At 72.4% G+C, this 23,790-nt stretch carries 18 protein-coding genes; 7 read left to right on the forward strand and 11 right to left on the reverse strand.

What is annotated here, in order from left to right; genetic code table 11:
• Positions 1-11: 11 nt before the first annotated feature.
• Positions 12-1,838, reverse strand: coding sequence for an OmpA family protein (locus tag WMF20_RS00445; RefSeq protein WP_437609669.1), 1,827 nt, complete (start codon positions 1,836-1,838; stop codon positions 12-14).
• 366 nt (positions 1,839-2,204) lie between these two features.
• Between WMF20_RS00445 and WMF20_RS00450 the strand changes: the two genes are divergently transcribed.
• Positions 2,205-2,813 (forward strand): superoxide dismutase, encoded by a 609-nt coding sequence (locus tag WMF20_RS00450; protein WP_129572442.1) that lies wholly within the window; start codon positions 2,205-2,207, stop codon positions 2,811-2,813.
• A gap of 339 nt (positions 2,814-3,152) precedes the next feature.
• The gene (locus tag WMF20_RS00455) at positions 3,153-3,926 is read left to right on the forward strand and encodes a GNAT family N-acetyltransferase (RefSeq protein ID WP_437609672.1); all 774 of its coding nucleotides are present in this window, start codon (positions 3,153-3,155) and stop codon (positions 3,924-3,926) included.
• A 70-nt stretch (positions 3,927-3,996) separates the two neighbouring features.
• Here the strand turns inward: WMF20_RS00455 and WMF20_RS00460 are convergent, their stop codons facing one another.
• The gene (locus tag WMF20_RS00460) at positions 3,997-5,337 is read right to left on the reverse strand and encodes an acetylglutamate kinase (RefSeq protein WP_437609675.1); all 1,341 of its coding nucleotides are present in this window, start codon (positions 5,335-5,337) and stop codon (positions 3,997-3,999) included.
• A 5-nt stretch (positions 5,338-5,342) separates the two neighbouring features.
• Positions 5,343-6,344: an N-acetylornithine carbamoyltransferase gene (locus tag WMF20_RS00465; protein WP_437609677.1), complete on the reverse strand. Its 1,002-nt coding sequence runs from the start codon at positions 6,342-6,344 to the stop codon at positions 5,343-5,345.
• A gap of 614 nt (positions 6,345-6,958) precedes the next feature.
• Here WMF20_RS00465 and WMF20_RS00470 point away from each other — a divergent pair.
• Positions 6,959-7,270, forward strand: coding sequence for a hypothetical protein (locus WMF20_RS00470; RefSeq protein ID WP_129572446.1), 312 nt, complete (start codon positions 6,959-6,961; stop codon positions 7,268-7,270).
• Between the two features lie 53 nt (positions 7,271-7,323).
• Here the strand turns inward: WMF20_RS00470 and WMF20_RS00475 are convergent, their stop codons facing one another.
• The 6 genes from WMF20_RS00475 to WMF20_RS00500 all read right to left on the reverse strand — a co-directional run bounded on the left by WMF20_RS00475 (position 7,324) and on the right by WMF20_RS00500 (position 16,587).
• Positions 7,324-8,172, reverse strand: a complete 849-nt coding sequence (locus tag WMF20_RS00475; protein ID WP_437609679.1) for a GNAT family N-acetyltransferase — start codon at positions 8,170-8,172, stop codon at positions 7,324-7,326.
• Complete coding sequence (locus tag WMF20_RS00480; RefSeq protein ID WP_437609681.1) at positions 8,169-8,894, reverse strand: hypothetical protein; 726 nt, start codon at positions 8,892-8,894, stop codon at positions 8,169-8,171. Before WMF20_RS00480 ends, WMF20_RS00475 begins: the two co-directional genes overlap by 4 nt.
• Positions 8,895-9,054: 160 nt before the next feature.
• The gene (locus WMF20_RS00485) at positions 9,055-9,687 is read right to left on the reverse strand and encodes a hypothetical protein (protein WP_437609684.1); all 633 of its coding nucleotides are present in this window, start codon (positions 9,685-9,687) and stop codon (positions 9,055-9,057) included.
• Positions 9,688-9,775: 88 nt separating this feature from the next.
• Positions 9,776-10,159, reverse strand: a complete 384-nt coding sequence (locus WMF20_RS00490; protein WP_437609686.1) for a hypothetical protein — start codon at positions 10,157-10,159, stop codon at positions 9,776-9,778.
• A gap of 107 nt (positions 10,160-10,266) precedes the next feature.
• A complete protein-coding gene (locus tag WMF20_RS00495) occupies positions 10,267-12,303 on the reverse strand; it encodes a right-handed parallel beta-helix repeat-containing protein (protein WP_437609688.1) in 2,037 nt (678 codons plus the stop codon).
• A gap of 531 nt (positions 12,304-12,834) precedes the next feature.
• Positions 12,835-16,587, reverse strand: a complete 3,753-nt coding sequence (locus tag WMF20_RS00500) for a UvrD-helicase domain-containing protein (protein ID WP_437609690.1) — start codon at positions 16,585-16,587, stop codon at positions 12,835-12,837.
• Positions 16,588-17,011: 424 nt separating this feature from the next.
• Here WMF20_RS00500 and WMF20_RS00505 point away from each other — a divergent pair, with 424 nt between their 5' ends.
• Genes WMF20_RS00505 through WMF20_RS00520 form a run of 4 tightly spaced genes read left to right on the forward strand, consistent with a single transcriptional unit; the run spans position 17,012 to position 20,546 of the window.
• Positions 17,012-17,971: a UbiA family prenyltransferase gene (locus WMF20_RS00505; protein WP_437609692.1), complete on the forward strand. Its 960-nt coding sequence runs from the start codon at positions 17,012-17,014 to the stop codon at positions 17,969-17,971.
• Positions 17,968-18,711: a ferrochelatase gene (locus tag WMF20_RS00510; protein WP_437609694.1), complete on the forward strand. Its 744-nt coding sequence runs from the start codon at positions 17,968-17,970 to the stop codon at positions 18,709-18,711. The genes WMF20_RS00505 and WMF20_RS00510 overlap by 4 nt, the downstream gene beginning before the upstream one ends.
• The gene (locus WMF20_RS00515) at positions 18,708-19,616 is read left to right on the forward strand and encodes a prenyltransferase (RefSeq protein WP_437609696.1); all 909 of its coding nucleotides are present in this window, start codon (positions 18,708-18,710) and stop codon (positions 19,614-19,616) included. The genes WMF20_RS00510 and WMF20_RS00515 overlap by 4 nt, the downstream gene beginning before the upstream one ends.
• Positions 19,617-19,631: 15 nt before the next feature.
• Complete coding sequence (locus WMF20_RS00520) at positions 19,632-20,546, forward strand: lycopene cyclase domain-containing protein (protein WP_437609698.1); 915 nt, start codon at positions 19,632-19,634, stop codon at positions 20,544-20,546.
• A 32-nt stretch (positions 20,547-20,578) separates the two neighbouring features.
• On the opposite strand, the gene WMF20_RS00525 is transcribed toward WMF20_RS00520, so the two are convergent.
• Positions 20,579-21,520: a fibro-slime domain-containing protein gene (locus WMF20_RS00525; protein WP_437609700.1), complete on the reverse strand. Its 942-nt coding sequence runs from the start codon at positions 21,518-21,520 to the stop codon at positions 20,579-20,581.
• Between the two features lie 265 nt (positions 21,521-21,785).
• A complete protein-coding gene (locus WMF20_RS00530) occupies positions 21,786-23,273 on the reverse strand; it encodes a hypothetical protein (RefSeq protein ID WP_437609702.1) in 1,488 nt (495 codons plus the stop codon).
• Positions 23,274-23,790: the final 517 nt, after the last annotated feature.

A 23,790-nucleotide genomic window follows, 5' to 3' on the forward strand; every position in this document is an offset into this window, starting at 1 on the left:
AGCCTCCAGCCCTATGGCTGCTTCTTTGCCTTCTCGATGATGTTGAACTGGACGCGCCGGTTCTTCTGGCGCCCCGCCTCGGTCTTGTTGTCCGCGATCGGGACGTCGGGGCCGTAGCCCTTCGCCTGCATGCGCTCGGGCGCGATGCCGCGCTCGACGAGCGCCATCAGCACCGACTCCGCGCGCGCCTGGCTCAGCTTCGTGTTGAACTGGCGCGCTCCGCGGTCGTCCGTGTGGCCCTGGACCTCGATCTTGAGGATCTCCGGATGGTCCTTGAGCACGCCGGCGACCTCCTCGAGCAGCTCGTGGCTGATCGGCCGGATGGTCGCCTTGCCGATGTCGAACTGCACCTGCTGCAGGATGACGATCTCGGTCTCGGTCACCCGGACCGCGGCCGGGCACCCGTGCTGCTTCGGATCCTCGTTCGGCTTGCCCTTCTCGTTCGGGCAGGCGTCCTGGTCGTCGCGGATGCCGTCGCCGTCGGTGTCGCCCGGGCAGCCGTTCGTGGCGGGGTCGGTCGTGGCGATGCCGGGCAGATCCGGGCACGCGTCCGAGGGATCGGGGATCTTGTCGCTGTCGCGATCGGGCGGCGGCGGGCAGCCGTTCTTGTTCGGGTCCTCGTCGCTCGGGCCGGCCTGGTCCGGGCACGCGTCGACGTCGTCGGTGATGCCGTCCTTGTCGCGGTCGCCGGGCGGCGGGCAGCCGTTCTTCTTCGGGTCCGGCGAGGCGACGCCGGCCACGGCGGGGCAGGCGTCGACGGCGTCGAGGATGCCGTCGCGATCCGCGTCCTTGGGCGGCGGACACCCGTTCTTTGCGCGGTCCGCGCTCCCCACGCCGGCGACGTCCGGGCACGCGTCGGCGTCGTCGGGGATGCCGTCGCCGTCCCGGTCCTTCACGGGCGGCTTCACCTCGGGCGAGTAGGCGACCATGGCCACCGCGCGGATCGAGGGCGTGCCGACGCCGGCGGTGAGGCCGGGGCCCACGGCGAGCCCGGCCTCGAAGTCGCTGGCGAAGCGGTAGCGCCCGCCGAGCAGGGCCTCCAGGTTGGTCGTGCGCGGCTGGACGTCGGAGATCGTGATCGAGCCGGTGATCTCCGGCCCGATCTGCAGCCGCCGCTCGTCGTCGAGCAGCAGGCCGACGCCGGCGCCCCAGTGCACCATCATCCCCTGCTCGACGTTGGCGAACTGCCTGCTCGACCGGAACTCCGGCCCCGCGGCGAGCGACCAGACCGCGCGATCCAGGTGGCCGCCGAGGACGAGCTGCGGGCTGCCGCGCACGTCGCCGTCCCCGGAGTACGCCTCGGGGTCGCCGGTCGGCAGCCACACGTAGCCGCCGAGGGCGATCTGGAACGGATCGAAGTAGTCGCCGTAGAGGGTCGCGCGCGCGCCGAGCCGGAGGTCCCCGAGCGCGCTCGTGGCCGGCTGCGGGAGCACGGCCCCCGAGGCGACCCCGCCGTCGCCGGACTGGAACGCGAGCGGCAGATCGACGTTCACCGTGAGGCGCTTCCAGAGAGAGAGCGAGGCGCTCAGGTGGAGCAGGAGCTGGCTGCCGACGACCTTGCCGTCGCCGATATCCTCGTTCCCCCGGAGCCTCCGCAACACGAGCGGATCCTGGGCGTAGTCGCCGAGGATCATGATGTGGGGCGACGTGTCTCCCGCGGCGTAGGCGGACTGGACACCGAACATGCGGTCGCCTGCCGGCGCGGGCTGGAACCTGTCGAGCGCGAAGCCTTCGGGTCTCGCGGGCTCCTGCGCTTCGGCCTGAGCCGCTGCCCCGAGCAGGCACAGCGCCGCCGCGAGCGCGGCCGTCGGATGGGTCCCCTGTGTACGAGCCGGCATGAACGAGGTCGCCTCCTTGCGCGAAGGAACAGCAAGCCCCCGGAGTATCGACCGAAACGCCCGCGGCGTTCAACGTTTCACGAGGTTTTTCCCGGCGCGGCGGCCCATCGGCCCGGATCGAGGGAGGCGCTGTGCGCGCGGCGGCGCGGCCCTGGTCGCGGCGGTTCCGACGCGCATTCACGGTGCGCCTCGCGCCCCGTACGGAGTTTCCTGCAAGCGCGGTCGGGTCTGGGGCAGGTCCGCTTGCGCCGTGAGGGCGCGCCGTGGCACCTCGCACGCCAGGGTTGCTACCGGAGGGCAGCAGCGGTAGAGCGGCGGCCTACCCCCCGCGGCACGCGTTGCTCGCGGCACTCGTTAGGAGGCACCATGGCCCGCGAACCGAAGAACTTCGACCATCTCCTCGGCGGCAACGCCAAGGGCTTGAGTGATTTGCAGCTCAAGGCGCATTTCACGCTGTACCAGGGCTACGTGAAGAAGCTCAACGAGATCTGGGAGCAGCTCGGCAAGGCGGATCGCAGCGCGCCGAACTACTCGTACAACGCGTACAGCGAGCTCAAGCGCCGCGAGCCTGTCGCGTTCAACGGCACGGTGCTGCACGAGCTGTACTTCGAGAACATCGGCAATGGCTCGACGCAGCCGAGCGCCCAGTCGAAGAAGATCATCGAGGCCTCCTTCGGCAGCTTCGACAACTGGCTGGCGGACGCCAAGGCGGCGCTCCTGAGCGCGCACGGCTGGACGGTGCTCGTGTACGACTACCAGGAGAAGAAGCTCTTCAACAACCTCATCCGGACCGAGCACGATGTAGGCCTGTTCGCGAACACGCATATCATGGTCGCGATCGACGCCTGGGAGCACGCGTACTTCGCGGACTACCAGACCAAGAAGGCGGACTACGTGGCCAACGTGCTCTCCGGCCTGAACTGGGACGTGATCAACGCGCGCCTCCAGCAGATCGGCCCGCAGGCCGCGGTGTAGTCTCGCAGTCTCACGGCGGGGGCACGCGCCGCAGTCTCGCGGCGGGGGCACGCGCCCCCGCCGCCCCACCGAGCGAAGCTCGGCGGGGCCCCACCACCCCGCGATCCATTTGTGCCGCCTGGGGCGTGCTGCCGCTTCGGGCCTGACGTTGGTCGACGTCTGAGACGAGCGCCCTCGGTAGCGTGATGCCTACCTGAGGCGAGCGCCCTCGATGGCGCGACCCTGCCTTCCTCCGTACTCGCGCTCACGCCCTCACGAGCCCTGCGCCCCTGGAGGGGCGAGCCTCGCGGTCGTCGCGATGTGCCCGCTCCGCGTTCGTCCTGTAGACTGGGCGCGACAATGACCAAGGCCGAGTCGAGCTCCCCCGGCGCCGGGGAGGAGAGCCTCATCTACGTCCGCCGGATCCACCGCCGCGACCTGAACCGAGTTTGGGAATTTCTCAAAAAGGTGTTCCGCGACGTGAACCGGGAAACGGTCGAGTACCAGCGCCCTCGCTCGAAGAAGCGGTTCCTGGAGGTCTACGAAGAGGAAGGCGTCGAGCAGCTCCTCTTCGAGGTGCGCCAGGGCGATGGGCAGGAGATCGTCGGCTACGCGGAGTGCGCGTTCGAGATCACCGGGACCGACAACTGGATGAACGAGCGGTACTTCACGAAGCACGACATGCGCCCGCTCTTCGTCGAGGAGCTCGCGGTCCACCCCGATTACCAGGGTCGCGGCGTCGGCGCGTTCATGCTCGAGCAGCTCGAGCACCTCGCGCGCATCCACGGCTGCACCCACCTCGTGCTGGAGGTGGCCGAGAACAACATCGGCGCCCTCAAGTTCTACCGGAAGCGCAGCTTTTACCGGCTCGACGCCGCGATCTTCATGGCGAAGAAGGTCGCTGTCGACTCGGAGCTCCTGCCGCCGCGGGCGCTCAAGAAGCCGCGCCCTCCGGAGGCGTCCGGCGCGTCCGCCAAGCCGAAGCGCTCGCGGCGATCGCCGAAGGCGCGCGCCGCCGAGAAGCGGACGAGCGCCCCGCCGCCGCCGGAGCCGCACCTGCCGGACGCTGCGGCCGACCGGGGGCGCGAGCCCCTCGCACGGGCGGACGCCGACGGGGACGACGACCCGCTGTGAGCCCGGACCGAGGCGCGACCCGCCGCGAGCCCGGGCGCGGCGGGCGCGCGCCGGGCTCGGCGGCGCGGGGTCAGCGCTCGGTCGTGCCGTGCTGGCGCAGGGTCGCCGGCAACGACAGCGCGTGATCGATGCAGGCCCGGATGTCGTCGAAGCTGGACAGGCCGTACCAGAACACCGTCCACTTCTCGTTGCGGTAGCTGCCCTCGGCCTGCTGAAAATACCAGGGGTTGATCTCGTTGCCGTTCCGGGCGCGCCAGAACAGCTTCGGGTTCTCGTTCTTCATCCGCGTCCAGAGCGAGCCGCCGATCCCCACGCCCTGCGCCTCCGTGGTCACCGCGAACTTGTCGAGGTACGGAGTCAGGGGCGCCTTGTCGCCCGAGTCGAGCGTGAGGATCGCCGTCGCCCGGTACGAGTCGGACAGGTAGATGCGGTAGAACGGCTTCTTGTCGAAGTAGTGCTCGTCCAGCTGCCGCTGGAAGCACGCCTCGAGCAGGTCGCGCAGCCGGCCGCGATCGATGCCGTCGAGCGTGTCGTGCCGCAGGATCCGCTCGCCGCGGCGGACGAGCGTGCCAGAGCCCGTGTGCGTGAACAGCTCCTTCGCCAGGTGATCCGGCGCCGTGATCGACACCGAGGAGGTCGGCGGCAGCCCGTCGAGCAGGAGCTTGATCTCCTGCAGCTTGAGCCGCATGCCCCCGGTCACCCAGGGCTGGCCGACGAGGCCCGCGTAGTCCTCCTCGAGGTTGATGGCCGAGATGATGCGCCCGTGCTCGTCGAGGAGGCCGCCCGCGCTCGTGAGGAAGATCATCTTGAACGGCTGCGTCGCGAGCGCGAGCTCGCGCGCGGCCACGTCGGCGTTGATGTTGACGATCTGCCCGCCCGGCGTCTCGCCGAGGCAGGCGAGGATCGGCAGGTGCCCCGCGCGCAGGCTGGACCTCACCGCGTCGACGTGGACGCGCTCCACCCTGCCGACCAGCCCGAGGCGACCCTCGTCCATCAGCGACGCCTCGAAGACGCCCGCGGTGATCGGCCGCGTGCGCGTGCCCATCTCCTCGAGCGCCTCGACGAGCCGCAGGTTCTCGCGCAGGAAGACGCGGCGCGCGATCTCCAGGACGCGGGGCGTCGTGACGCGCAGCCCGTTGACGCGCTCGGTCTGGATGCCCGCCTCGGCGAGCGCCCGATCGAGCTGCGGCCCGGCGCCGTGGATCACGATGGGATACAGGCCGACCTGGTTCAGGAACACGAGCGAGGTCGCGAGCGCCTCCAGGTCCTCGTCGAGGATGGCGCCGCCGACCTTGATGACGGCGAACTTCTGCTGATCGACGGCCGCGTACTGCTTCAGGTACTGCTCGACCTCCTTGCGGCTGCCGAGGTTCCTGAGCAGGCGGACGATGACGTCTTGTGTCGAGCCCATCGCGGTCACCACCCGTTGGCCAGCACGTCCATCACGGCCTTCTGAACATGCAACCGATTCTCGGCCTCGTCGATGACCATGGAGGCCGGCGAGTCGATCACGGCGTCCGTGACCTTCACGTTGCGCCGGACCGGCAGGCAGTGGGAGAAGAGCCCACCCGCGGTGAGCGCCATCTTCTGCTCGTCGACGATGAAGTGCTTGTGCCGGTCGCGGAGGGGCTTCTCCTGCTCCCAGCGCCCGAAGTAGGGAATCGCGCCCCAGCTCTTCGCGTACACGACGTGGGCGCCCCGGTAGGCGGACTCGATGTCGTAGGTGATCGAGAGCTTCCGCCCGTTCTCGGCCGCGCTCTTCCTGGCGGCGTCGAGGTAGCGCTCGTCGAGGTGGTACTCCTCGGTGGGGCAGAGGAGGGTGACGTCCATGCCGAGCTTGGAGGCGATGAGAACGGCCGAGTTGGCGACTGCGGTGTTGAGCGGGCGCGGGTGGTACGTCCAGGTGAGCACGAACTTCTTGCCGTCGAGGCGGCCGAGGCGCTCCTTCATGGCGAGCGCGAGGGCGAGCTCCTGGCAAGGGTGGGTGATGGTCTCGAGGTTCACCACCGGCACGGTCGCGTGGCGGGCGAAGCTCTGGAGCACCTTGTCCTGGCGATCCTCCTCCCAGCGCTGGAACTTGGGGAACGCGCGCACGCCGATGAGGTCGGCGTAGCGCGAGAGCACGCGAGCGACCTCCTGGACGTGCTCCTCCGGCTCGCCGTCCATCACGGCGCCTTCCTCGAACTCGATGGGCCAGGCGCCCCGGCCGGGCTCCAGGACCACGGCGTGCCCGCCGAGCTCCCGGATGCCGACGTCGAAGGAGGTGCGCGTGCGCAGCGACGGGTTGAAGAACACGAGCGCGATGGTGCGATCCTTGAGGCGCGGCTCGATCGGCCGGCGCTTGAAGCGCTGCGCGCGCTCGAGGAGGCCCTCGATCTCGGCGCGGGTATAGTCCATCGTGGTCAGAAAGTGCCGCATCGAATGCCTCCTCGTTGGATCAGCGCGGAGCGGGCGCTCGCATTGGAGCAATCCTGGCGGCGATGTCAACGATGCGCGCAGGCCGGCGCGGCGCGCTCCGTCGGCCGGCGCGGCGCGCCTCGTCGGACGGAGTCGAGCGGCCGCTCCGCGCGGCGGCCGCGCTCCCTGGCGCGGCGGCGACCGTGGTTCCCGCGGCCTCAAGCAACGTGGTTCCGGCGGCCCAAGCAACGTGGTCCCCGCCGGCCTCAAGCCGTGTGCGCGCGACGACGTGCTCGCGCCCGAGGAGGGCGCGGAGCCCCGCCGCCGTCGAGCATGTCGCATCGGCCGACGACGGCGGGCGCCGGCGTCAGGTGTGGCGCCGTACCGCCGGACGGGCCGCCCGTCGCCGGCAGCGACCGGAGGATGTCAGGATTGCATGCGCCGGTTTCAGGATCGAAAGGGGTACGCAGTCTCCCTAAGGAAAACGCGCGGAAAACCAGGGTGCAGCGCTTGGTCCGCATCCTGCTAAACCTGGAGGCGGAGCGCCCGTGACGGTTTCCCCCCCCCACCGTCGAATGGGCGCTCTTTTTTTTTGTGCTTCTGCGGGGGCGTGACGTGAACGAGGGGACGTTCCGGTGACGCTGGTTGTGATCCTCACGGTGCGATGCGAGGCGCTCGACGCATTCCGCGCGTACGAGAGGAGGGCCGCGGCCGTGATGGCCCGGTACGGCGGCGCGATCGAGCGCACCGTGGTGACGGCGCCCGACAGCGCTGGGCTCAGCCTGAAGGAGATTCACATCGTCACCTTTCCCGACGAACACGCCTTCTCGGCGTACCGTCGCGACGGTGAGCTCGGCGCGGTGGCGCACCTGCGGGACGCATCGGTCGTTCGGACCGAGATCCTGCGCGGGGAAGAGGGGCCGGACTATCACGCCGTCTCCGGCTGAGCCCTCTGTGCCGTCGATGACTCGGTAGGTCGATCTCGCCGGCCTCGTACCGGTCACGTGGCGAGGTCCTCGGCGCGCTCCGCCTGCTCGGGCGGCTCGGCGATGCACGCGGTGGCGACGCGCCGGAATCCGACCCGCTCGTAGACGCGCGCGACGTCGTCGTTCTGCGCAGACAGGAACACGGTGCGCATCCCGGCGTCGAGGGCGTGCCGGGCCAGGACCGCGGTGACGGCGGCGGCGAGGCCCCGGCGCCGGGCCGCAGGCAGCGTCCCGACGCCCACGATTTCGGCGACGTCCAGCGCGTGCTGGTAGCTGCCCACGCAGAGCGGCCCGGTGAGCGCGCCGCCGGGGCTCCGGGCAGCGGCGTGCACCATCGTTCCCTCGATCAGCGACGCGTGCCAGGCCGCTGCGAGCCCGGCCGGGAGCGCCGCTGCGGCGGCGTCGCGCTCGGCCGGCCCAGCAGGGCCCGCCGCAGTGCTGAGCGCGCCGAACGCGACGTGCGCGACGGCCTGCACGGCGGCGAGATCCGGGTCGTGCGCGGTGATGATCGAGAGCGCGATGTCCTCGGGCAGGGCGGCCTGGACGGGCTCGCCGTGGAGCACGAGCAGCGGGCAGCGGCGGACGTGCAGGCCCGCCGCTTCGGCGGCGGCGTCGAGCCCGGGGGTCGTCTCCAGCACCCACTCGAACGCCTCCGGGATCGAGAGCTGCCGCTGACGCGCGCGCACCGCGGCCACGTCCTCGGCCGACACGGTGCCTCGAACACCGAGGGTGGGGCGAGCATAGTAGGGCCAGCCGTCGCCGCGGCGAACGAAGAGGGTCAGCGGTCCATGGTCCTCGGCGTCGGCACGACGGCGAGGGACGGCGTCGTAGAACCGCTCGATCTCGGCAAGGAGGGCGCTCATGGGCCGGATGATCCTACCGCGGCTGCCGGGGTGGACGCCTCCGCGGCGGCACCTTGCGGCGGCGCGGCGCCGAGGGCTGCGTGGCAGTCGTTCGGACAGTTGCAGTCGTTTTCGCCCGCGCCGCAGGCGCCGTCGCCGCACTTCGCGCAGAGGTGCGCGCCGTGCCCCGTGGTCACGCACTTGCCATCGACGCGCTCCATCAGGGGAATGCGCGCGAGCTCCGGACAGCAGACGGTGAACGACTTGCTGGACGCCATCGCTCCCTCTCCCGAGCAGTGCGTGGCGAGCTCCGCGCACGAGCCATCGGCTTGCTGGACGTAGCCAGGGAGGCAATCGCACTGCGGCTGTCGCGGGCGCAGCACCGGCACCGTGCCGGCCGGACCTCTCGGCCCGAGCTCGACCCCGGTCTCCACCGGGGATCGCGCCGGCGCGGCGCCGCTCGGGGGCGCCGGTGCGGCGTCGCTCGAACTCGTCGGAGGTGCAGGAGGGGACGCGATCTTGCCGTCGGGGGTCTGCGATTCGATCGGGATCCAGTCGATGACCTGTCCGCTCGGCGTGACCGTCGTGGCCACGATGTTCCGGCGGGGAGGCCGCGGTGTTCCACCCGGCGCGCAGGGGTTGTCGGCCCCCGCGTGAGGGGGAGCGGCGGGGGCCGGCTCGCCGGCGACGCAGCCCATCACGAAGAGCAGCAGCGGGCAGAGGAGCAGGGCAGGTGCGTTCATGGAGGCATGGATCATGGGAAGCCGCAGCATCTTACGGCGCCGCGCCGCGTACCGTCATCCGTCCTGCCAGGCGTACCTGCCAGGCGTAGATGACGTAGACGACAGCCTGTTCGGCGCCCCTCTCGACATCGACCGAGCAGGCTGACGTACGCGCGCTGCGTCACCTTGCGGGGGACCGGCGCTCCACGGTCCGGGGCGCCGGCGCGCCCGTGGCGGCGGCGCCCGCATCGGCGCTGCCGGCGGCGGGCGGCGTCGGCGCCCGCCGCGCTCCTTGCACGCCGGGAGCGGCGGCCGCCTCCGGCGCAGGCTGCGTCGCGTCCGCTTCCTGCTCGTCGGTTGCGCCAGGGAGCATCTCCACCCCCAGCCCCAGCCCCTGCTCTGCAAGCTTGCCGGCCACGTCTTCGATGGCGCTGCCGGGCTGCACCTCGACCACCTTCGGCGCGTGCGCGCCATCGCCCGCGTGCGCCGCGGCGCGCGCAGGATCGCCGAGGGCCGCCGCCTTGCCCGCGCCGAGCAGCGCGTCGTCGCCGAGGGCCGCCGCCTTGCCCGCGCCGAGCAGCGCATCCCCCGCGGCCGCTGGCGCGGCATGCTCCGCCGCCCCGAGGCCCTTGAGCCCAAGTCGCCCGCAGTCGTCGGCGCCGCGCGCCACCATCATCCCGATGGCCGCAATGGCGGTACCGATGACCCCCAGCTTCTTCCCACCGTCGTCGCTCATCCCCATGCCGGCCTCCGCGCCGGCGCGCATCGTACCAGGAACGACCGCCTCCTCGCGGACATCGCCGCTTCTCGACATCGCTCCGCCGAGGGCGCGCGATGGCTCCTCCGACGTGTCGCCGCCGGACGAGCGCCTCGACGTGCCGGGGAGCAACCCAGGTGATGCCTCAGCTGCGAACGATCGAGATCCGGGGATCCGAGAGCAGCCAGAAGTACGTGCCCACCTGAGCCGCGGCGAAGGTGAGCGCCACCGCGAGCCCGATGGGCCCGACCTCTTTGAAGACGTCGCGCCCCACCGCGGCGATCAGCCCGATGCCGACCATGGAATAAGACTGAAAGCGCTGCACTTTCTGCGCATGCTCGACGAGCGCGTCCCGAGCCAGGTACGGGATCACGAACCCGAGCGCGACGCCGGGCACGGTGGGCCAGTAGGACTGCGCGTACGCGGTGAGTATCACGGCGCCCGTGAGCGCGAGGGCGAGCGCCACGACGGTGCGCACCACACCCCACTTCCCTGGGTTGGTACGGAATTGCCGCCATCGGTCGAGCATGGCGCCATCCTAGCGCAACCGCGCCAGGATGACGTGGCTCGGCGCTCGCACCTGCTGCTCCGCGCGATGTGCCGGACACCGGCGGCGCGGCGTCACGGCGCCCGGCGTCACGCCGCCGTGTGGATGTCGAGCTCGAGCCGGGCTACCCAGTCGATCGTCTTGCTCGCCTCGCCCTGGACACGCAGCTCGAGGTTGTTGCTGCTGGGCGCCACGCCGAACGTGACGTCCCAGCCCGAGACGTCCTCCCCTTCCGCGCCGATCTTCTGCGATGCTCCCAGGAGCGCCGCAGGGTCGTCTTCGTGCCGCTTGGCGCCGACCGCGCACCGGTAGACGGCGCACTCGTTATCCGCGGCGTTGCGCGCGACCACCACCGCGGTCGCGTGCACTACCGACTTCTCCGGCAGCGCGTAGCTCGCCACGATCGCCTCCGCGGCAGTGGTCGTCTGGATATGGCCGCCGAGCGAAGCCGTCCAGTTGTCCTTCGCCCACCCCTGGGTCTTCCGGTACACGGCGCCGTTCGACGTGTCCCGGTACACCGAGCCCGGCGGCGCATAGAGGAAGCCCGCCGGCGACCGAGGGTACGCGAGCTCGTAGTGGCCTGTCTGCGGGACGCTCTGGTTGACGTTCAGATCGACGATCGGCGAGCTGGTGGTCGAGGTGTACCCGGCGAGATCGATCCCGAGCAGCTTGATGTCGGTCGATCTCCCGCCCGTGGACGTCGTGTCGAACACGATGGCGATATTCTGAAGCGCGCTCGATGTACGGGAGATCCTCGTGTTCTGGACCGTGACGTTGTTCACCGACCGCAGCCTCAGTCCGACGCCTGTGTTGTCGTAGATCTCGCTGTCACTGATCGTGATCCGGTTGGTCAGATTGTCGACCGGCGGGGCACTGGCAGTGACGTCCGTCAACTTGATCCCCTCGGCATTGCCGCGGACGATGCAGCCCTGAATGATCACGTCCTCCGTGGAGGCCACCTGAAGGCCAACGGTGTTGTTTTCGCAGAGGACCCCGGAGATCACGATGTCCTTGCCAACGGCCCCGATCCGCTGCGCTCCCAGGTTGATCCCCGTCCCGTTGCTCCTCGACGATCCACCGATGATCTTGATGTTTCGAAACGGCACGAAGTTGGAATAAGCGACTCCGTTCCATGCGCTCCCACTCGGGTTGTGAACGGCGAGCGTCTGGTCCGGCGCCTTGCTCAGCGTCACGGACCACGAGGTGCCGCCTCCGAGATCGGTCACAGCGGCGACCTCGAGCGCCTCGATGCGCTTCTGGCTGTCGTTCCACACGCCCAGCCTCTCGATGTACTGCTTGGCAAGGAGCTCCGGCACCTGGAGGGTGAAGCTGGTTTGCGATGCCACGGCCGTGATGGTGCCGATGAAGGGCTCGTTGAACCTGCCGGTGCTGAACTGGATGCCGCCGCCGGAGCAGTTGTGCGCGTGGCAATCGAGGAAGGTGATGTCGTGGCCGCCGGCGACGTTGAACCCGCCACCGTTGTCCGCGGCATTGGGCGCGGTGCAATTGACGTTCTTCACCACGCACCCCACGACGGTGACGTGCTCGGCCCAGCTCAGGTAGATGCCGGGCTTGCTCACGCCGTCGACCACGCACCCGGAGATGATGCCGTCGCGCGAGCGGTACGAGACGTTGATCCCGTTGGTGAAGGAATCGCCCATCCCGGCTCCACCCCCGCGGACGGTGACCCGCTCGCAGAACCAGTCGACGCAGGCGTTGAAGTAGAGCGCTCCATCGCTGTAGGGACCGGCACCCTTGAACGCGATCGTGAGATCTCGCACGCCCACGTTCCTCAGCTCATCGAAGCCGACGCCCTTCTGCAGACGCACCGCGATGAAGGGGTTGCCCACGCCAGGCCAGTGCAGGAGCACGCTGTGCCGGCCCTCGCCCTCCAGGATCACGCCGTCCGAGGAGACCTGGATCGGCGACTGGATCCGGTAGACGCCGCGGGGGAAATAGACGACGCCGCCGCCTGCTGCGCTGGCGGCGGCGATCGCTGCCTGGATCGCCGCGGTGTTGTTGGTGTTGGCGGTGTCCGGATAATGGTTGCCATATTCGTAGGCGTCGTTGCCGTTGGTGACGCGTTCGAGCGTGACGGCGCCATAGTCCATTACATTGTAAATCATGGGTTCTCCTTCGCTGGTCTCTGCCCGAGGCGCCTCTTGCGCCCGCGTGCGCAAGCAGCGTCCTTGCCGGTGCCTCCGTGCTCGCGAGGACGGGCGGGGCATGGCCGAATCGATGCGTCGATGCGCGAATGGGGGCCATCGCTCGCCGCCTGCTTCGCCCTCGCGCCCAGAGTCATCATCATCGCACGAGCTGCCTGTGCTTACCAGGCGAGTACATGCTCTCAGGATGAGAGGAGAACCGCGTGCGGCGTCACGCGCTGAGCCCGCCGTCGACCCTCGCGCTCGAGGATCGAGGAGCGGTGATTCCATCGCCCGATCGACCCGTCGTCCACGAGGTGACACGGCGCGCTGCGGGCGTGAGCCGGGCAGTGAAGCCGCATCGATGTGCCGACGTCTGCTGCTCAGCGTGGCAGCTCGACTCGCATGCTCCCGCGCTCCGCGGCCATCCAGGCACGCGGCGTCATACCGAGCCTCGCGCGCCGCCGGTCCTCGCTCGCTGGCCTTCCGAGCGGCGGCGCCCGGCGGCGCCCCTCACACCCGGAGCACCACCCCTCTCGCCCGCTCGCCCGTCGCCTCGGCGATCGCCTGCACGTAGAGCCGCACCTGCGCCTCCTGGGCCGCGTGGGCCGTGCCGGCGTCCGAGCCGGTCTTGAAGTCGACCACGGTCCAGACGCCCACGTCGCCCACGCTCTCCCGGAACGAGAGATCGACCACGCCCTCGGCGAGCGTCCCGTCCTCGAGCCGCAGGAGCAGCGGCGTCTCCCGCTCGCACGCGCCGCGCGCCGCGCTCTCCGCCGCGCGCCGGAGCAGCGGGTGCTCGAGCGCCGCGACCGCCGCCGCGACCGCCGCGTCGACCTCCTCGGCCGGCGCTCCCAGGAGCCGCGCCTGCGCCGCGGCCACCGTCCTCACCTCGTCCTCGCCCGCCCGGAGATCCACTTCGGCCAGCACGGCGTGCACCAGCGTCCCGAACCGCTTGCCGTAAGGCCGGCCCTCGCGCGCGATCGCGGTCTGCTCGAACGAGATAACCGGCAACGCGTCCGCGCGCGGCGCGCCGGCCGCGCCGCTCCGCTGCGCGGCCGATCCCGCCGCGCCGGCCGCCGCCGCAGCCGCTTCCGTCGCCGCCTCATGGCTGATCTGCGTCGCCGTCTTCACGCGGATCGCCGCCACCGCGCCGTCCCGGATCGCCCGCTGCCGCGCCTCCAGCCACACCTCGTACCCGCGCTGCCCGATCTCCGCCGCCGCGCCCGCGCCCGCCGCGGCGCCCGCGCCCGCGGCGGTGCCCGCGCCTGCGTCCGCCGCCGCGGCGCCCGCGCCCGTCGTCGCGCCCGCGCCCGCCGTCGCGCCGGCCCCGCTCGCGTCCGCCTGCAGGATCCGCTGCTGCCGGAGCCCCGCCTCCGGCTCGCGATCCAGGTCGAGCGTGCTCGGATCCCACCACACCACGCGGTGCGACCCCGCCATCGGCGTGTGCTCCCCGGGCGCCACCGCGTCGCGCTCGTCGGCCTCGCACCGCGCCGGGCGCTCCAGCACCGTGTCGGTCCCGAACGGCGGGCAGCCGAGGTCCTCGCAGCGCCGCGCGCTGCGCCGGTCGCGCGGCGCCGGATAGAGCACCGGGTGCAGCACGTCCAGCCAGCCGTCGCTTGAGCCGTCCCCCGGGCGCGCGTCGCCCACCGCCGGCACCACGAGCAGCTCGCGCGCCCGCGTCGCCGCCACGTACGCGAGCCGCACCGCCTCCTCGCGATCGCGGCGCAGCACCTCGTCGCGGCGCTCGACGAGCTCCGCGGGCACGCAGCCCGCGAGCGGCTCCGCCCACAGCCCGAGCTCCGGATCCACGTGACGCGACGGGTGCTGGTGCACCGCCGGCGACGCCGGATCCGCCAGGATCACCACCGGGAACTCGAGCCCCTTGGCCCGGTGCACCGTCATGATCCGCACCCCCTCCGTCCCCTCCTCGACGACCGGCGCCTCCGCGACCTCGCCCCGCTCCGCGTCCGCCTCGAGCCGCTCCACGAACGCCCGGAACGACGTCGCGCCGCCCGCCTCGAACCGCCGCCCGAGATCCATCACCCGCAGCACGTTCGCGAGCGCCTGCTCCCCCGTCGGCCAGATCGCGATGCCGGCGTGCGCGCGCGTCTCGTCGAGCAGCCCGCCGATCGTGTCCGCGATCGGCCGCCGGTTGCGCTCGCGGTGCAGCCGCCCGAGCACCGCGAGCGCCTCCGCGACCTCCCAGAGCGGCCGCGCTCCGCCCTCGACCGCGAGATCGAGCGCCCCGTCGTCGGGCTGAGCCAGCGGGTGCAGGCGCTGGAACCGGTCGCGGTACAGGAGGAGCACGTCGTCCGTCAGCGCGAAGAGCGGCCCGCGCAGCGTCGCGTACACGCTGAGCTCGTCGTCCGGCCACTCGATCGCGAGCAGCGCGCTCCGCACCGCCATCACCTCCTCGCGATCGTGGAACGACCGCCCGCCCACGAGCACGTGCGGGATCCGCCGCGCCTCGAGCGCCCGCACGTAGGCGCGGGTCGCGTCCTCGCCGAACGTCTGGAACCGCTTGAACAAGAGGCAGATGTGCCGCGCCTCGAGCGGCACCCGCTGGCCCGGGCGCTCGCGCTCGGTCACCGTCCACCGCCGCCCGCCCGCCGCGCCCCGGCCGCCGTGGATGAGGTGGTGGACGAAGGCGCCCACCGCGTCCGGGATCGACTGCCGCACCCGGAAATCGGAGATCTTCCCGAAGTCGCCGTAAGGCCGCGGCACCGGCAGCGCGATCACCGTCGGCTGCCCGACGGGGTCGTCCCGGAACGGCTCGAGCGCGACGTACCGCGCCTGGCTCGCCGCGCCCTCGCCCGACCCCCCCTGCATCAGCGGCGCGAACGCCGCGTTGACGGCCTCCTGGATCGACGGGGCGCTGCGGAAGCTCGTCGACAGGTACAGCACGCTCGCGCCGCACGCGACGAGCCGGGCCTTCGTCGCCTCGTAGAGCGCGACCTCGGCGCGGCGGAAGCGGTAGATCGACTGCTTCGGATCGCCGACGACGAAGAGCTTGCCGGGCACCGGGCGCGCCCGCGTCCAGTCGGTCTCGGCCGGGTCGTCGGCCGCGAGCAGGAGCAGGAGCTCCGCCTGGAGCGGGTCGGTGTCCTGGAACTCGTCGACGAAGAGGTGCGAGAAGCGGAGGTTCAGCTCCTCGCGGACGGCGCGGCTCGAGCGGAGGAGGTTCCGGGCGCAGAGGAGCAGGTCGAGGAAGTCGAGCTTGCCGGCGCGCGCCTTGAGCGCGTCGTACGCCTCGATCGGCGGCCGGAGCTCGCGCGAGAGGCAGGCCGCGAGGTCGGCGCTCGCGGCCGTGAGCACGGCGTCGAGCTCGACCTTCACCCGGTCGCGCTGCGCGAGCACCTCGGCGCGCGAGAGGTCCGCGCCGAACGCCTTGCCCGAGCCCTTCCAGCGCCACTCCTTCCAGCGCGCGAGCTCGCCGAGCTCGGCCTCGAGCCCGTCGTGATCGCGCCCGCCGGTGACCTCCTCGCGGCGGCGGAGCTCCGCGAGGTACCGGTCGATGTTCCGGAGGCTCTGCGCGAGGTAGTCGCCCTCCCGGTCGGCCTCGGCGCCGAGGTCCGCGAGGGCCGCGAGGCGGTCGAGGAGCTCGTCGATGGCGCGCTCGCGATCGAACGGATCGCGGCGCCAGGGGCGCGTGAAGTCGCGGTGCTCGGCGAGCCGCCACGCCGCGCTCCGGAGCAGGTCGCGCGGGCCCTGCGCGCCGTCGCGCGGGCGCCGGCGGAGGATCCGGCGCACGCCCTCGGGCGGGTCGTTCAGGGTGCGCTGGAACCAGGCGTCGAAGGCCTGGTCGAAGAGCGCCTCGGCCTGGTCCGCGGCGGCGACCTGGAAGAGCGGGTCGACGCGCGCCTCGACCGGCCACTCGCGCAGGAGGTCGGCGCAGAACGAGTGGATGGTGCCGATGCGCGCCGCCTCGAGGTGCGCGAGCGCCTCGTCGAGCCGCGCGCGCTCCGCCGGGCCGGACGCCGCGTCGCCGCGCGCCCGCTCGATCTCGGCGCGGAGGCGCAGCTTCATCTCGCCGGCGGCCTTCTCCGTGAAGGTCACCGCGACGATGCGATCGAGCGTCCCGCCGCCCTCCTCGGGCGCCTTTCGCAGCACGGCGACGATCCGCGACACGAGCGCGGTCGTCTTGCCGGTGCCCGCGGCCGCCTCGACGACGAGCGTCGTCCGGAGGTCCTCGCGGATGCGGCGGCGGGCGGGCTCGTCCGCGAGCTCCCGCGCGCCGCGCGCCCGGGCCGCGTCGGCGCTCATGGGCGCCTCCGCCGGGGAGCCGGGCGCTCGCCGGGGCCGCGCCGGAGGGGCGCGCCGGCCGGGGCCGGGGAGGGGCGGGGCGAGGGCGAGGGCGAGGGGGAGACGGCGCGCCGCACGGCGGCGCCGCCCTCGGACCGGAGAGAGCGCCCATGAAAGCGGGAAGGCATGAAAATCATTGAACTTTCTTCGTGTCTTCCAGCCTTCGCGCCCGCGCCATCGCCGCCCGTCGCGCGAGGTCGCGCGGCGAGGCCGCCGGGGCATAAGGTGGCTCAGATCGGCGTGGAAGGAAACGCCGCACGGCGCGCGGTCGACACGCCGCGGCGTTGCCCCGGCGCGCCCGAGCGGCGAGCGCCCGGATCCCGGGCGGTCTCGTGGGGCCCATGGGCGCGCAGGTTCTTGTGCTAGCAGCAGAAAGACCTGATCCATGCGCGTCGAGTCGATGAGCCCTGGAGCGCGGTGGTGGTACGCGCTCAAGCCCGCGAGCTGGCCCAAGGTGCTCGTCCCGGCCGTATGTGGGCAGGCCGTGGGCGCGGCCGTCGCGGGCCGGCTGTCGGCGGGCGCGCTCGCGTTCGGCGCGCTGTGGATGGTCGCGGACGTCGCGTTCGTCGTGCTCCTGAACGACTGGGGCGATCGCGAGGTCGACGCCCTCAAGCGGCGCATGTTCCCGGAGGGCTGCTCGCCGAAGACCATCCCGGACGGCATCCTCCCGGCGCATGCCCTGCTCCTCGCCGGCCTCGGCGCCTGCGCCGCCGCGCTGCTCGTCGCCTGGGTGGCCGGCGGCGCGCTCGGTCGTCCGCTGCTGCTCCCCCTGGCCGCGCTCGGCCTGCTCGTCTTCGTCGCGTACACGCTGCCGCCGCTCCGGCTGAACTACCGCGGCGGCGGCGAGCTCCTGGAGATGATCGGCGTGGGCGGCGTGCTCCCCCTGCTGCACGCGTATGCCCAGTGCGGCGCGTGGGCGCCGGCGTGGCTCGCGGCGCTCCTGCCGGGCCTGCTCGCGCTCGCGCTGGCGAGCGCCCTGGCCAGCGGGCTCTCCGACGAGCAGAGCGATCGCGCCGGCGGAAAGCGCACCGTGGCCGCGCTGCTCGGCAACGCGATCACGCGTCGGGCCACGGAGGCCCTCGTCGGCCTCGGCCCGCTCCTCTGGCTCGCGGCGCCGCTCCTCGCCGCGGGCGCCCCGCCGACCTGGTCGGTCGCGCCGGCGGCGGCCGTCGCGCTCTATTTCCGGGCGCGGCTCGTCGGGAGGAGCGCGGGCGCGGTGACGAACGCGTTCGCCGCGCAGGCGGCCTACAAGCTCGAGCTGCACCGCGCGATCTGGTGGGGGACGGCCGCCCTGTCGGCGGGTGTGCTCGCCGCCGGGCTCTGCGCCGGCGGGAGGCCGAGGTGACCGGCGCCCCGGCCGCGTCCGCGATCCCCGCCGAAGCGCGCGACGAGCTCGCGCAGCTCACGCCGCTGCTCGGCGCGCGCGCCTCGGTCGCGCCGGGCCGGCCGTGCGCGCCCGCCCCGGTCGCGCTGGTCGAGCAGATCGCGGGCGGCTGCGAGGACGCCGAGCGCGCGCAGGCGTTCGCCCGCGGGCTCGGCGAGGTGATCCGCGCGATCTCCGACAACTTCCCCGACAACATCTTCTGGGACCTCGATTACCTGGCGTGCTGCCTGTGGCAGGCCGGGAGCGCGCCCGCGATCGGCGACTTCGCGGGCCGCGTGGTGTCGCTCTGCGTGGGCTTCGGCAACAAGTCGAAGCTGCGCTTCCGCTACGCGCACGACTTCCTCTACGGCTACGACTGGGCCCGCTGGGTGACGCGCAAGCCGGATGAGCGCGCGGGCGTCGGGCCGTTCGATCTCGCGTTCTTCGACTACCTCGACGGCCGGCAGAAGGCGCTCATCGACCTCGTGGCCAGCAACGATCGCAAGTACTCGCAGCTGAACGGCCGGGAGTACCGCAACCCGTTCAGCTTCATCCGCGAGCCGCGCGAGGAGTCGCAGCTCCATTACCTGCTCGCCCAGGTGGACCTCATCCCGCTCAAGGCGTGGCGCCTCGACGGCGAGCGCCGCTGGGATCTCCCGTTCACCGACCTGCGCGCCAAGCTGGCCGAGCGCCTCGGCCTGTCGCGGGGCGGCGGGCGATGAGCGCCCGGCGGGGGGCGCTCCGGGCCTGGCTGGCGGCGTCGCGGCTCGCCTCGCAGCCGACCATCGCGCTCCCGCTGCTGCTCGGGCAGCTGCTCGGCGCGCGGGCGGCGGGCCGGCCGCTGGATCTCGGGACGCTCGCGGCGGTCCAGCTCTTCGGCCTCCTCGACCAGCTCTTCATCGTCTACGCGAACGACGTCGCCGACCAGGAGACCGACCGCCGCAACCGGACCGCCACGCCGTTCTCGGGCGGCTCGCGCGTGCTGGTGGAGCGGCGCCTCTCGCCCCGCGCGCTCAGCGCCGCGGCCGTGGCCTGCGCCGCGGCGCTCGTGGCCGTCTCGGCGGCGCTCGCCGCGGCGGTCGGCGCGCCGCTCCTCGTGCTCCTCGCGATCGCGGCGCTCGTGCTCCTCTGGGCCTACAGCTACCCGCCGCTCCGCCTCTCGTACCGCGGGGGCGGGGAGCTGCTCCAGATGGTCGGGGTCGGCGCTGTCCTGCCGCTCTACGGGTATCTGGCGCAGGGGGGCGACCTCGCGCGGTTCCCCTTCGCGTTGCTCGCGTTCTTGCTGCCGAGCCACCTCGGCTGCGCGATCGCCACCGCGCTCCCCGACGAGCCCTCGGACCGGGAGAGCGAGAAGCGGACGCTGCCCGTGCGTGCGGGCGGAGAGCGGGCCGCGCTGTGCGTGGCGCTCCTGAACGGGCTCTCGCTGCTGCTCGCGCCGATCGGCCTGGGCTCGGTGGGCCTGCGCCCGGTGCCGGGGCTGCTCGTGCCGGCGGCGGCGACGCTCGTCGTGCTGCTGGCCCGCCCAGCGCCGCCGGGCTCGCGCCTGCTCCTGGTCCGGGTCGCGGCCGCGGGGGCGGCGACGCTGTCGCTTTTGGCCGCCACCGCCGTCGCCCTCGCCGCGCGCTGAGGAGGGGGCGGGGAGGTGACGTACGAGTTCCTGCTGCTCTCGGTCCTCTTTCTCCTGCCGGGGATCGCCATCTGGGTTGCGCGCCCGGATCTGCGCTCGCTGATGAAGCGCGCGGCGGTCGCCTCGCTGCCGTTCGCGGCGACGGAGCGGCTGTTCTACCCGACGTACTGGACGCCCAAGTTCCTGTTCGACCTGGCCGATCGGTTCGGGTTCGGCGTCGAGGACCTGCTGTTCATCGTCGGGCTCAGCGCGTTTTCGTCCACCGCGTACGCCGTGGTGTTCCGCCGCGCGCTGGTGCCCTGCGCCGCGCCGGGCGCGCCGCGGACCCGACCGTGGTTGCGGGCAGCGCGGACCCAACCGGGGTTGCGGGCGCGGACCCGACCGGGGTTGCGGGCGGCGGCGGCGCGGACCCGACCGGGGTTGCGGGCGGCGCGGACCCGACCGTGGTTGCGGGCAGCGCGGACCCGACCGGGGTTGCGGGCGGCGGCGGCGCGGGCCCGACCGTGGTTGCGGGCGGCGGCGCGACCGTGGTTGCGGGCGGCGGCGGGGGTCGCGCTCGCGCTCGCGACGGCCGGCGCGCTGCTCGCGGCCGGGGTGCCCGTCCTCTACGCCGCGGTGGTGGCGATGATCGCGGTCACCGCGGCGCTCGTCGGGGCGCGCCGCGATCTGCTCGTGCCGGGCTTGCTCGGAGCTCTCCTGTCGGCGGCCCTCTACCTCGGCCTGTGCCTCGTTTTTGCGGCGCTCGTGCCCGGCGTGTTCGAGCGCACCTGGCGGCCCAGCGTGCTGCTGCCGGGCCGGACGCTCCTCGGCGTGCCGGTCGACGAGATCCTCTACGGGCTCGGCGCGGGCCTCGCGGCCACGGTGTTCCCGGCGTGGGCCTTCGGGCTCAGGTACGCGAAGGCGCCGAGCGCCGACCGGCGAGCGGGCTGACCCGAGGACGCGCCCTCCGCGCCGCGGGCGGCTCAATCGATGGCTTCGACGCACTCGATGTTGAGCGCGGTCTCCAGCAGGAAGACCGAGGCCTCGAAGTTTCGCTCGGCGTAGAAGACCTTGAGCTTGTGGGACGACCCGGTCTTCAGGTGGAGCGCATCGGCCCACGCGTCCAGACGGACGATTCCCCCGTTCACCCCGTCGCTCACGGAGTGCTCGGCCACGATCGTGTCGTCGATGGATATCCAGACGTCGTCGCTCGATTCGTAGGAGAACGAGCTCCCCTGCGCGTAGGTGAACGGCACCTCGAACTCGACGGTGAAGCCGAAGTTGTGCGCGTAACCCTCGTTGCCGAAGCCGCGGCCGTCGACGTAGTAGAAGCTCCGGTCGCCCAGCTGTCCGCGGCCGTTCCGGATATCGAGGTGGATGAGCTGGTGGAGCGTCCTGTTGACGGCCGGATCGTCCTGGAACCATTTGTCGAAGCTGTCGCTCGCGACGGCGCCTTCCTCGGGCGGGTTCGCGACGACCGGCTTGCCGTTCTGGAGCTCGGTCTTGGGCTCGAATTTCTTCCCGCCGGTGGTCTGAGACGGGCCGAAATCTTGATGCTTTTCGGAGAAGTCGCGCACGGTCATGGGGAAGCTCGCCGTGCAGAGGCTCGCGTCGGGGGGCGGAGGTTTGGCCGAGGCGCTGCCGCCGTCGCCGTCGTCGATGAAGGCGTCGGCACCGGCGCTGCCGCCTCCGCTGCCGTCGTCGTCCTCGGGCGGACCTCCGCCGACGTTCGGCGTCTCGCTGCCGATCTCCTGGTCCGATGGATCGGGCATCTCGACGTGCGAGGCATCTTCGTTGCGACGGCCGATGGAGGCGGTTTGGACGGGGCACCCCGCGAGCGGCAGCGCCGCGCACGAGAGGAGCATCAGGGCCAGGGGCCGTCGAAAGGCCGGGCAGAAAGATGCTTCTGGGTGGGCCAGGTTCATGGAGCCGCCTCCTGCTCCCCTGGATGCGTTTGGTCCTGGTTGCCCTTCGCGAAATCGTACCGGCCGGCGTCATTCCAGGAGTGCGCGGCCGCGTCGGGCCGCCGCGGCGCCTTCTTGGACCGCTGATACGCCAAAAGCGCCGCGGGGTTGGAAGCCCCCGCGGCGCTTTCGTCTCATCGGCGCGGTGACGCTCCAGCGTAGGGGGCGGGCGATGCTGACGCGTTCCCGAAGCCTCCCGTGCGAGGGAGCGCTCGCGCCCGCCGCGTCACGGCAGCATCAGGACACACTCCGTCCGGCAGACCGGGGGTGAGCCGCCGCCGGCCGGTTCCTCGCAGATGGTCCGCTTGATCGCCTCGGGGGGGCAGATGGCGCCCTCCACGCACTCGATCCAGCACTCGCCGGGGTACGCGGCGTCGTCCATGCCGGTGCCGGTGCTGCCCGCGCCGGAGCAGACCTTCTGCTCGAGGGTGCCCGGCGGGCAGTAGGGCTCCACAGGCACGCACTCGATGAAGCAGCCGCCCCAGCCGCCGCCGCTGCCGTAACCCGTGCCGACGCTGACGGTCGTCTCGGGGATGCCGTCGTAGCAGATCTCCTGCGCCTGCGTGCCCGGCGGGCAGTAGGGCTCCACGGGCACGCAATCGGTCCAGCAGTACTCGCTGCCGGGGCTCGGGACGCCGCCGCCGGAGCCGGTGCCGGTGCCGGTGCTGCCGACGGAGACGGCGCTGCCGCCGCAGACGGTCTGCGGGATGGTGTCCGGCGGGCAGTAGGGCTCCACGGGCACGCACTCGGTCCAGCAGCCGCCCCAGCCGGTGCCGCTGCTGCCGCCGGCACCGCCGTAGCCACCGGCGCCGACGCTGGTGCTGCTGACGACGTTGGGGCCGCCATCGCAGACCGTCTGCGCCTGCGTACCCGGCGGGCAGTAGGGCTCCACGGGCACGCACTCGGTCCAGCAATCGCCGGGGTACGGCGGGGCTGTGACCCCGCCGGACCCGCCGGTGCCCTCCCAGGCGCCAGCGCCGCCGGAGCCGCCGACGCCGGTGCCAGCATAGCCGCCGGAGCCGCCGGAGCCGCCGGAGCCGCCGGAGCCGCCGGAGCCGCCGACGCCGACGCTGCTGCTGCTGCTGACGGCGACGGTGGTGCCACCGCAGACGGTCTGCGCCTTGGTGCCCGGCGGGCAGTAGGGCTGCACGGGTACGCACTCGGTCCAGCAATCGCCGGGAGGCATCGGCATGCCGACGCCGCCGTCCATACCGCCGACACCGACGCTGCTGCCGGTCCAGCCGCCGGAGCCGGCGGTGGCGGTCGTGGAGGTGACGCCGCCGCTGCACACGGTCTGCTCGATGGTGCCCGGTGGGCAGAACGGCTGCGGTGGCACGCACTCGGTCCAGCACTCATCGGGAGACATCGGCATGGCGACGCCGCCGGCCATGCCGCCCTGGCCCGCGGAGGTGGTGACGCTGGTGCTGCTGCCGCCGCAGAAGGTCTGCTGGCTCCATCCAGGAGGGCAGACGTTATCGGGCACACACTGCTCCTCGCACATTTCGCCGATCTCGCACGGCGAACAGACCGTCTCCCAGTGGAAGCCAGGTCCGCAGTCGGGCTCGGGCGGCGTCGTCGGCACGTCCACGGACCCACAGCCCTGCCCCTTGGCGCCGGTGAGCACCACGAGCGCGGAGAGCGCGACGAGCCCCTGGAGCGAGGAGCGAGCGGTCGACGAACGCGAAATAAGAGAGGAGAAGAATGCGAATCGCATGGGGGTACTCCGTCCTGCGCGCCTGTGAAAGACACGCGATCAAGGAACGATGGCGCTGCGCCGCGGCATGCGGAGCGCTGCTGCTCCGCGGCTCCTCAGCGCCACTCGGAGAGCTCGTGGGGGATAAAGCACTGGACATGCCATGCCCGTTCGGCCGCTCGGCGACGCCTCCCGCCGGCCAGAGCGCGGCGTGAGGCGGGGGATTTCTGCGTTTGCGAGAGGGGTGGGCTGGCTTGTGCGTCAACGCCGAGCGCGGTAGGGCCACAGTGTGACGGACGGAGCTGGTTGAGTGCCAGGTTGGGCCAGATGCGCCGCCGGGCATTCTGCGGCGGCGACCCGGTGACGTGACCCGGCGGGGCGACCCGACCCGGGTTGGGGCGACCCGACCCAGGTTGGACGACCCGACCCGCACAGCGGCGACCCGACCTGGGTTGGGCGACCCGACCCGGGTTGAGCGGCCCGACCCGGGCGACCCGACCCAGGTTGGGCGACCCGACCCAGGTTGGGCGACCCGACC

The sequence above is a fragment of the Sorangium sp. So ce834 genome, assembly GCF_051521425.1.
GTDB classification, from domain to species: domain Bacteria; phylum Myxococcota_A; class Polyangia; order Polyangiales; family Polyangiaceae; genus Sorangium; species Sorangium cellulosum_D.

Excerpts from the sequence above, each read along its gene's own strand:
- WMF20_RS00445 (WP_437609669.1), bottom strand. The coding sequence starts at position 1,838 with ATGCCGGCTCGTACACAGGGGACCCATCCGACGGCCGCGCTCGCGGCG.
- WMF20_RS00500 (WP_437609690.1), bottom strand. The coding sequence starts at position 16,587 with ATGAGCGCCGACGCGGCCCGGGCGCGCGGCGCGCGGGAGCTCGCGGAC.
- WMF20_RS00450 (WP_129572442.1), top strand. The coding sequence starts at position 2,205 with ATGGCCCGCGAACCGAAGAACTTCGACCATCTCCTCGGCGGCAACGCC.
- WMF20_RS00495 (WP_437609688.1), bottom strand. The coding sequence starts at position 12,303 with ATGATTTACAATGTAATGGACTATGGCGCCGTCACGCTCGAACGCGTC.
- WMF20_RS00465 (WP_437609677.1), bottom strand. The coding sequence starts at position 6,344 with ATGCGGCACTTTCTGACCACGATGGACTATACCCGCGCCGAGATCGAG.
- WMF20_RS00455 (WP_437609672.1), top strand. The coding sequence starts at position 3,153 with ATGACCAAGGCCGAGTCGAGCTCCCCCGGCGCCGGGGAGGAGAGCCTC.
- WMF20_RS00490 (WP_437609686.1), bottom strand. The coding sequence starts at position 10,159 with ATGCTCGACCGATGGCGGCAATTCCGTACCAACCCAGGGAAGTGGGGT.
- WMF20_RS00485 (WP_437609684.1), bottom strand. The coding sequence starts at position 9,687 with ATGTCGAGAAGCGGCGATGTCCGCGAGGAGGCGGTCGTTCCTGGTACG.
- WMF20_RS00515 (WP_437609696.1), top strand. The coding sequence starts at position 18,708 with ATGAGCGCCCGGCGGGGGGCGCTCCGGGCCTGGCTGGCGGCGTCGCGG.
- WMF20_RS00530 (WP_437609702.1), bottom strand. The coding sequence starts at position 23,273 with ATGCGATTCGCATTCTTCTCCTCTCTTATTTCGCGTTCGTCGACCGCT.
- WMF20_RS00460 (WP_437609675.1), bottom strand. The coding sequence starts at position 5,337 with ATGGGCTCGACACAAGACGTCATCGTCCGCCTGCTCAGGAACCTCGGC.
- WMF20_RS00475 (WP_437609679.1), bottom strand. The coding sequence starts at position 8,172 with ATGAGCGCCCTCCTTGCCGAGATCGAGCGGTTCTACGACGCCGTCCCT.
- WMF20_RS00480 (WP_437609681.1), bottom strand. The coding sequence starts at position 8,894 with ATGAACGCACCTGCCCTGCTCCTCTGCCCGCTGCTGCTCTTCGTGATG.
- WMF20_RS00525 (WP_437609700.1), bottom strand. The coding sequence starts at position 21,520 with ATGAACCTGGCCCACCCAGAAGCATCTTTCTGCCCGGCCTTTCGACGG.
- WMF20_RS00505 (WP_437609692.1), top strand. The coding sequence starts at position 17,012 with ATGCGCGTCGAGTCGATGAGCCCTGGAGCGCGGTGGTGGTACGCGCTC.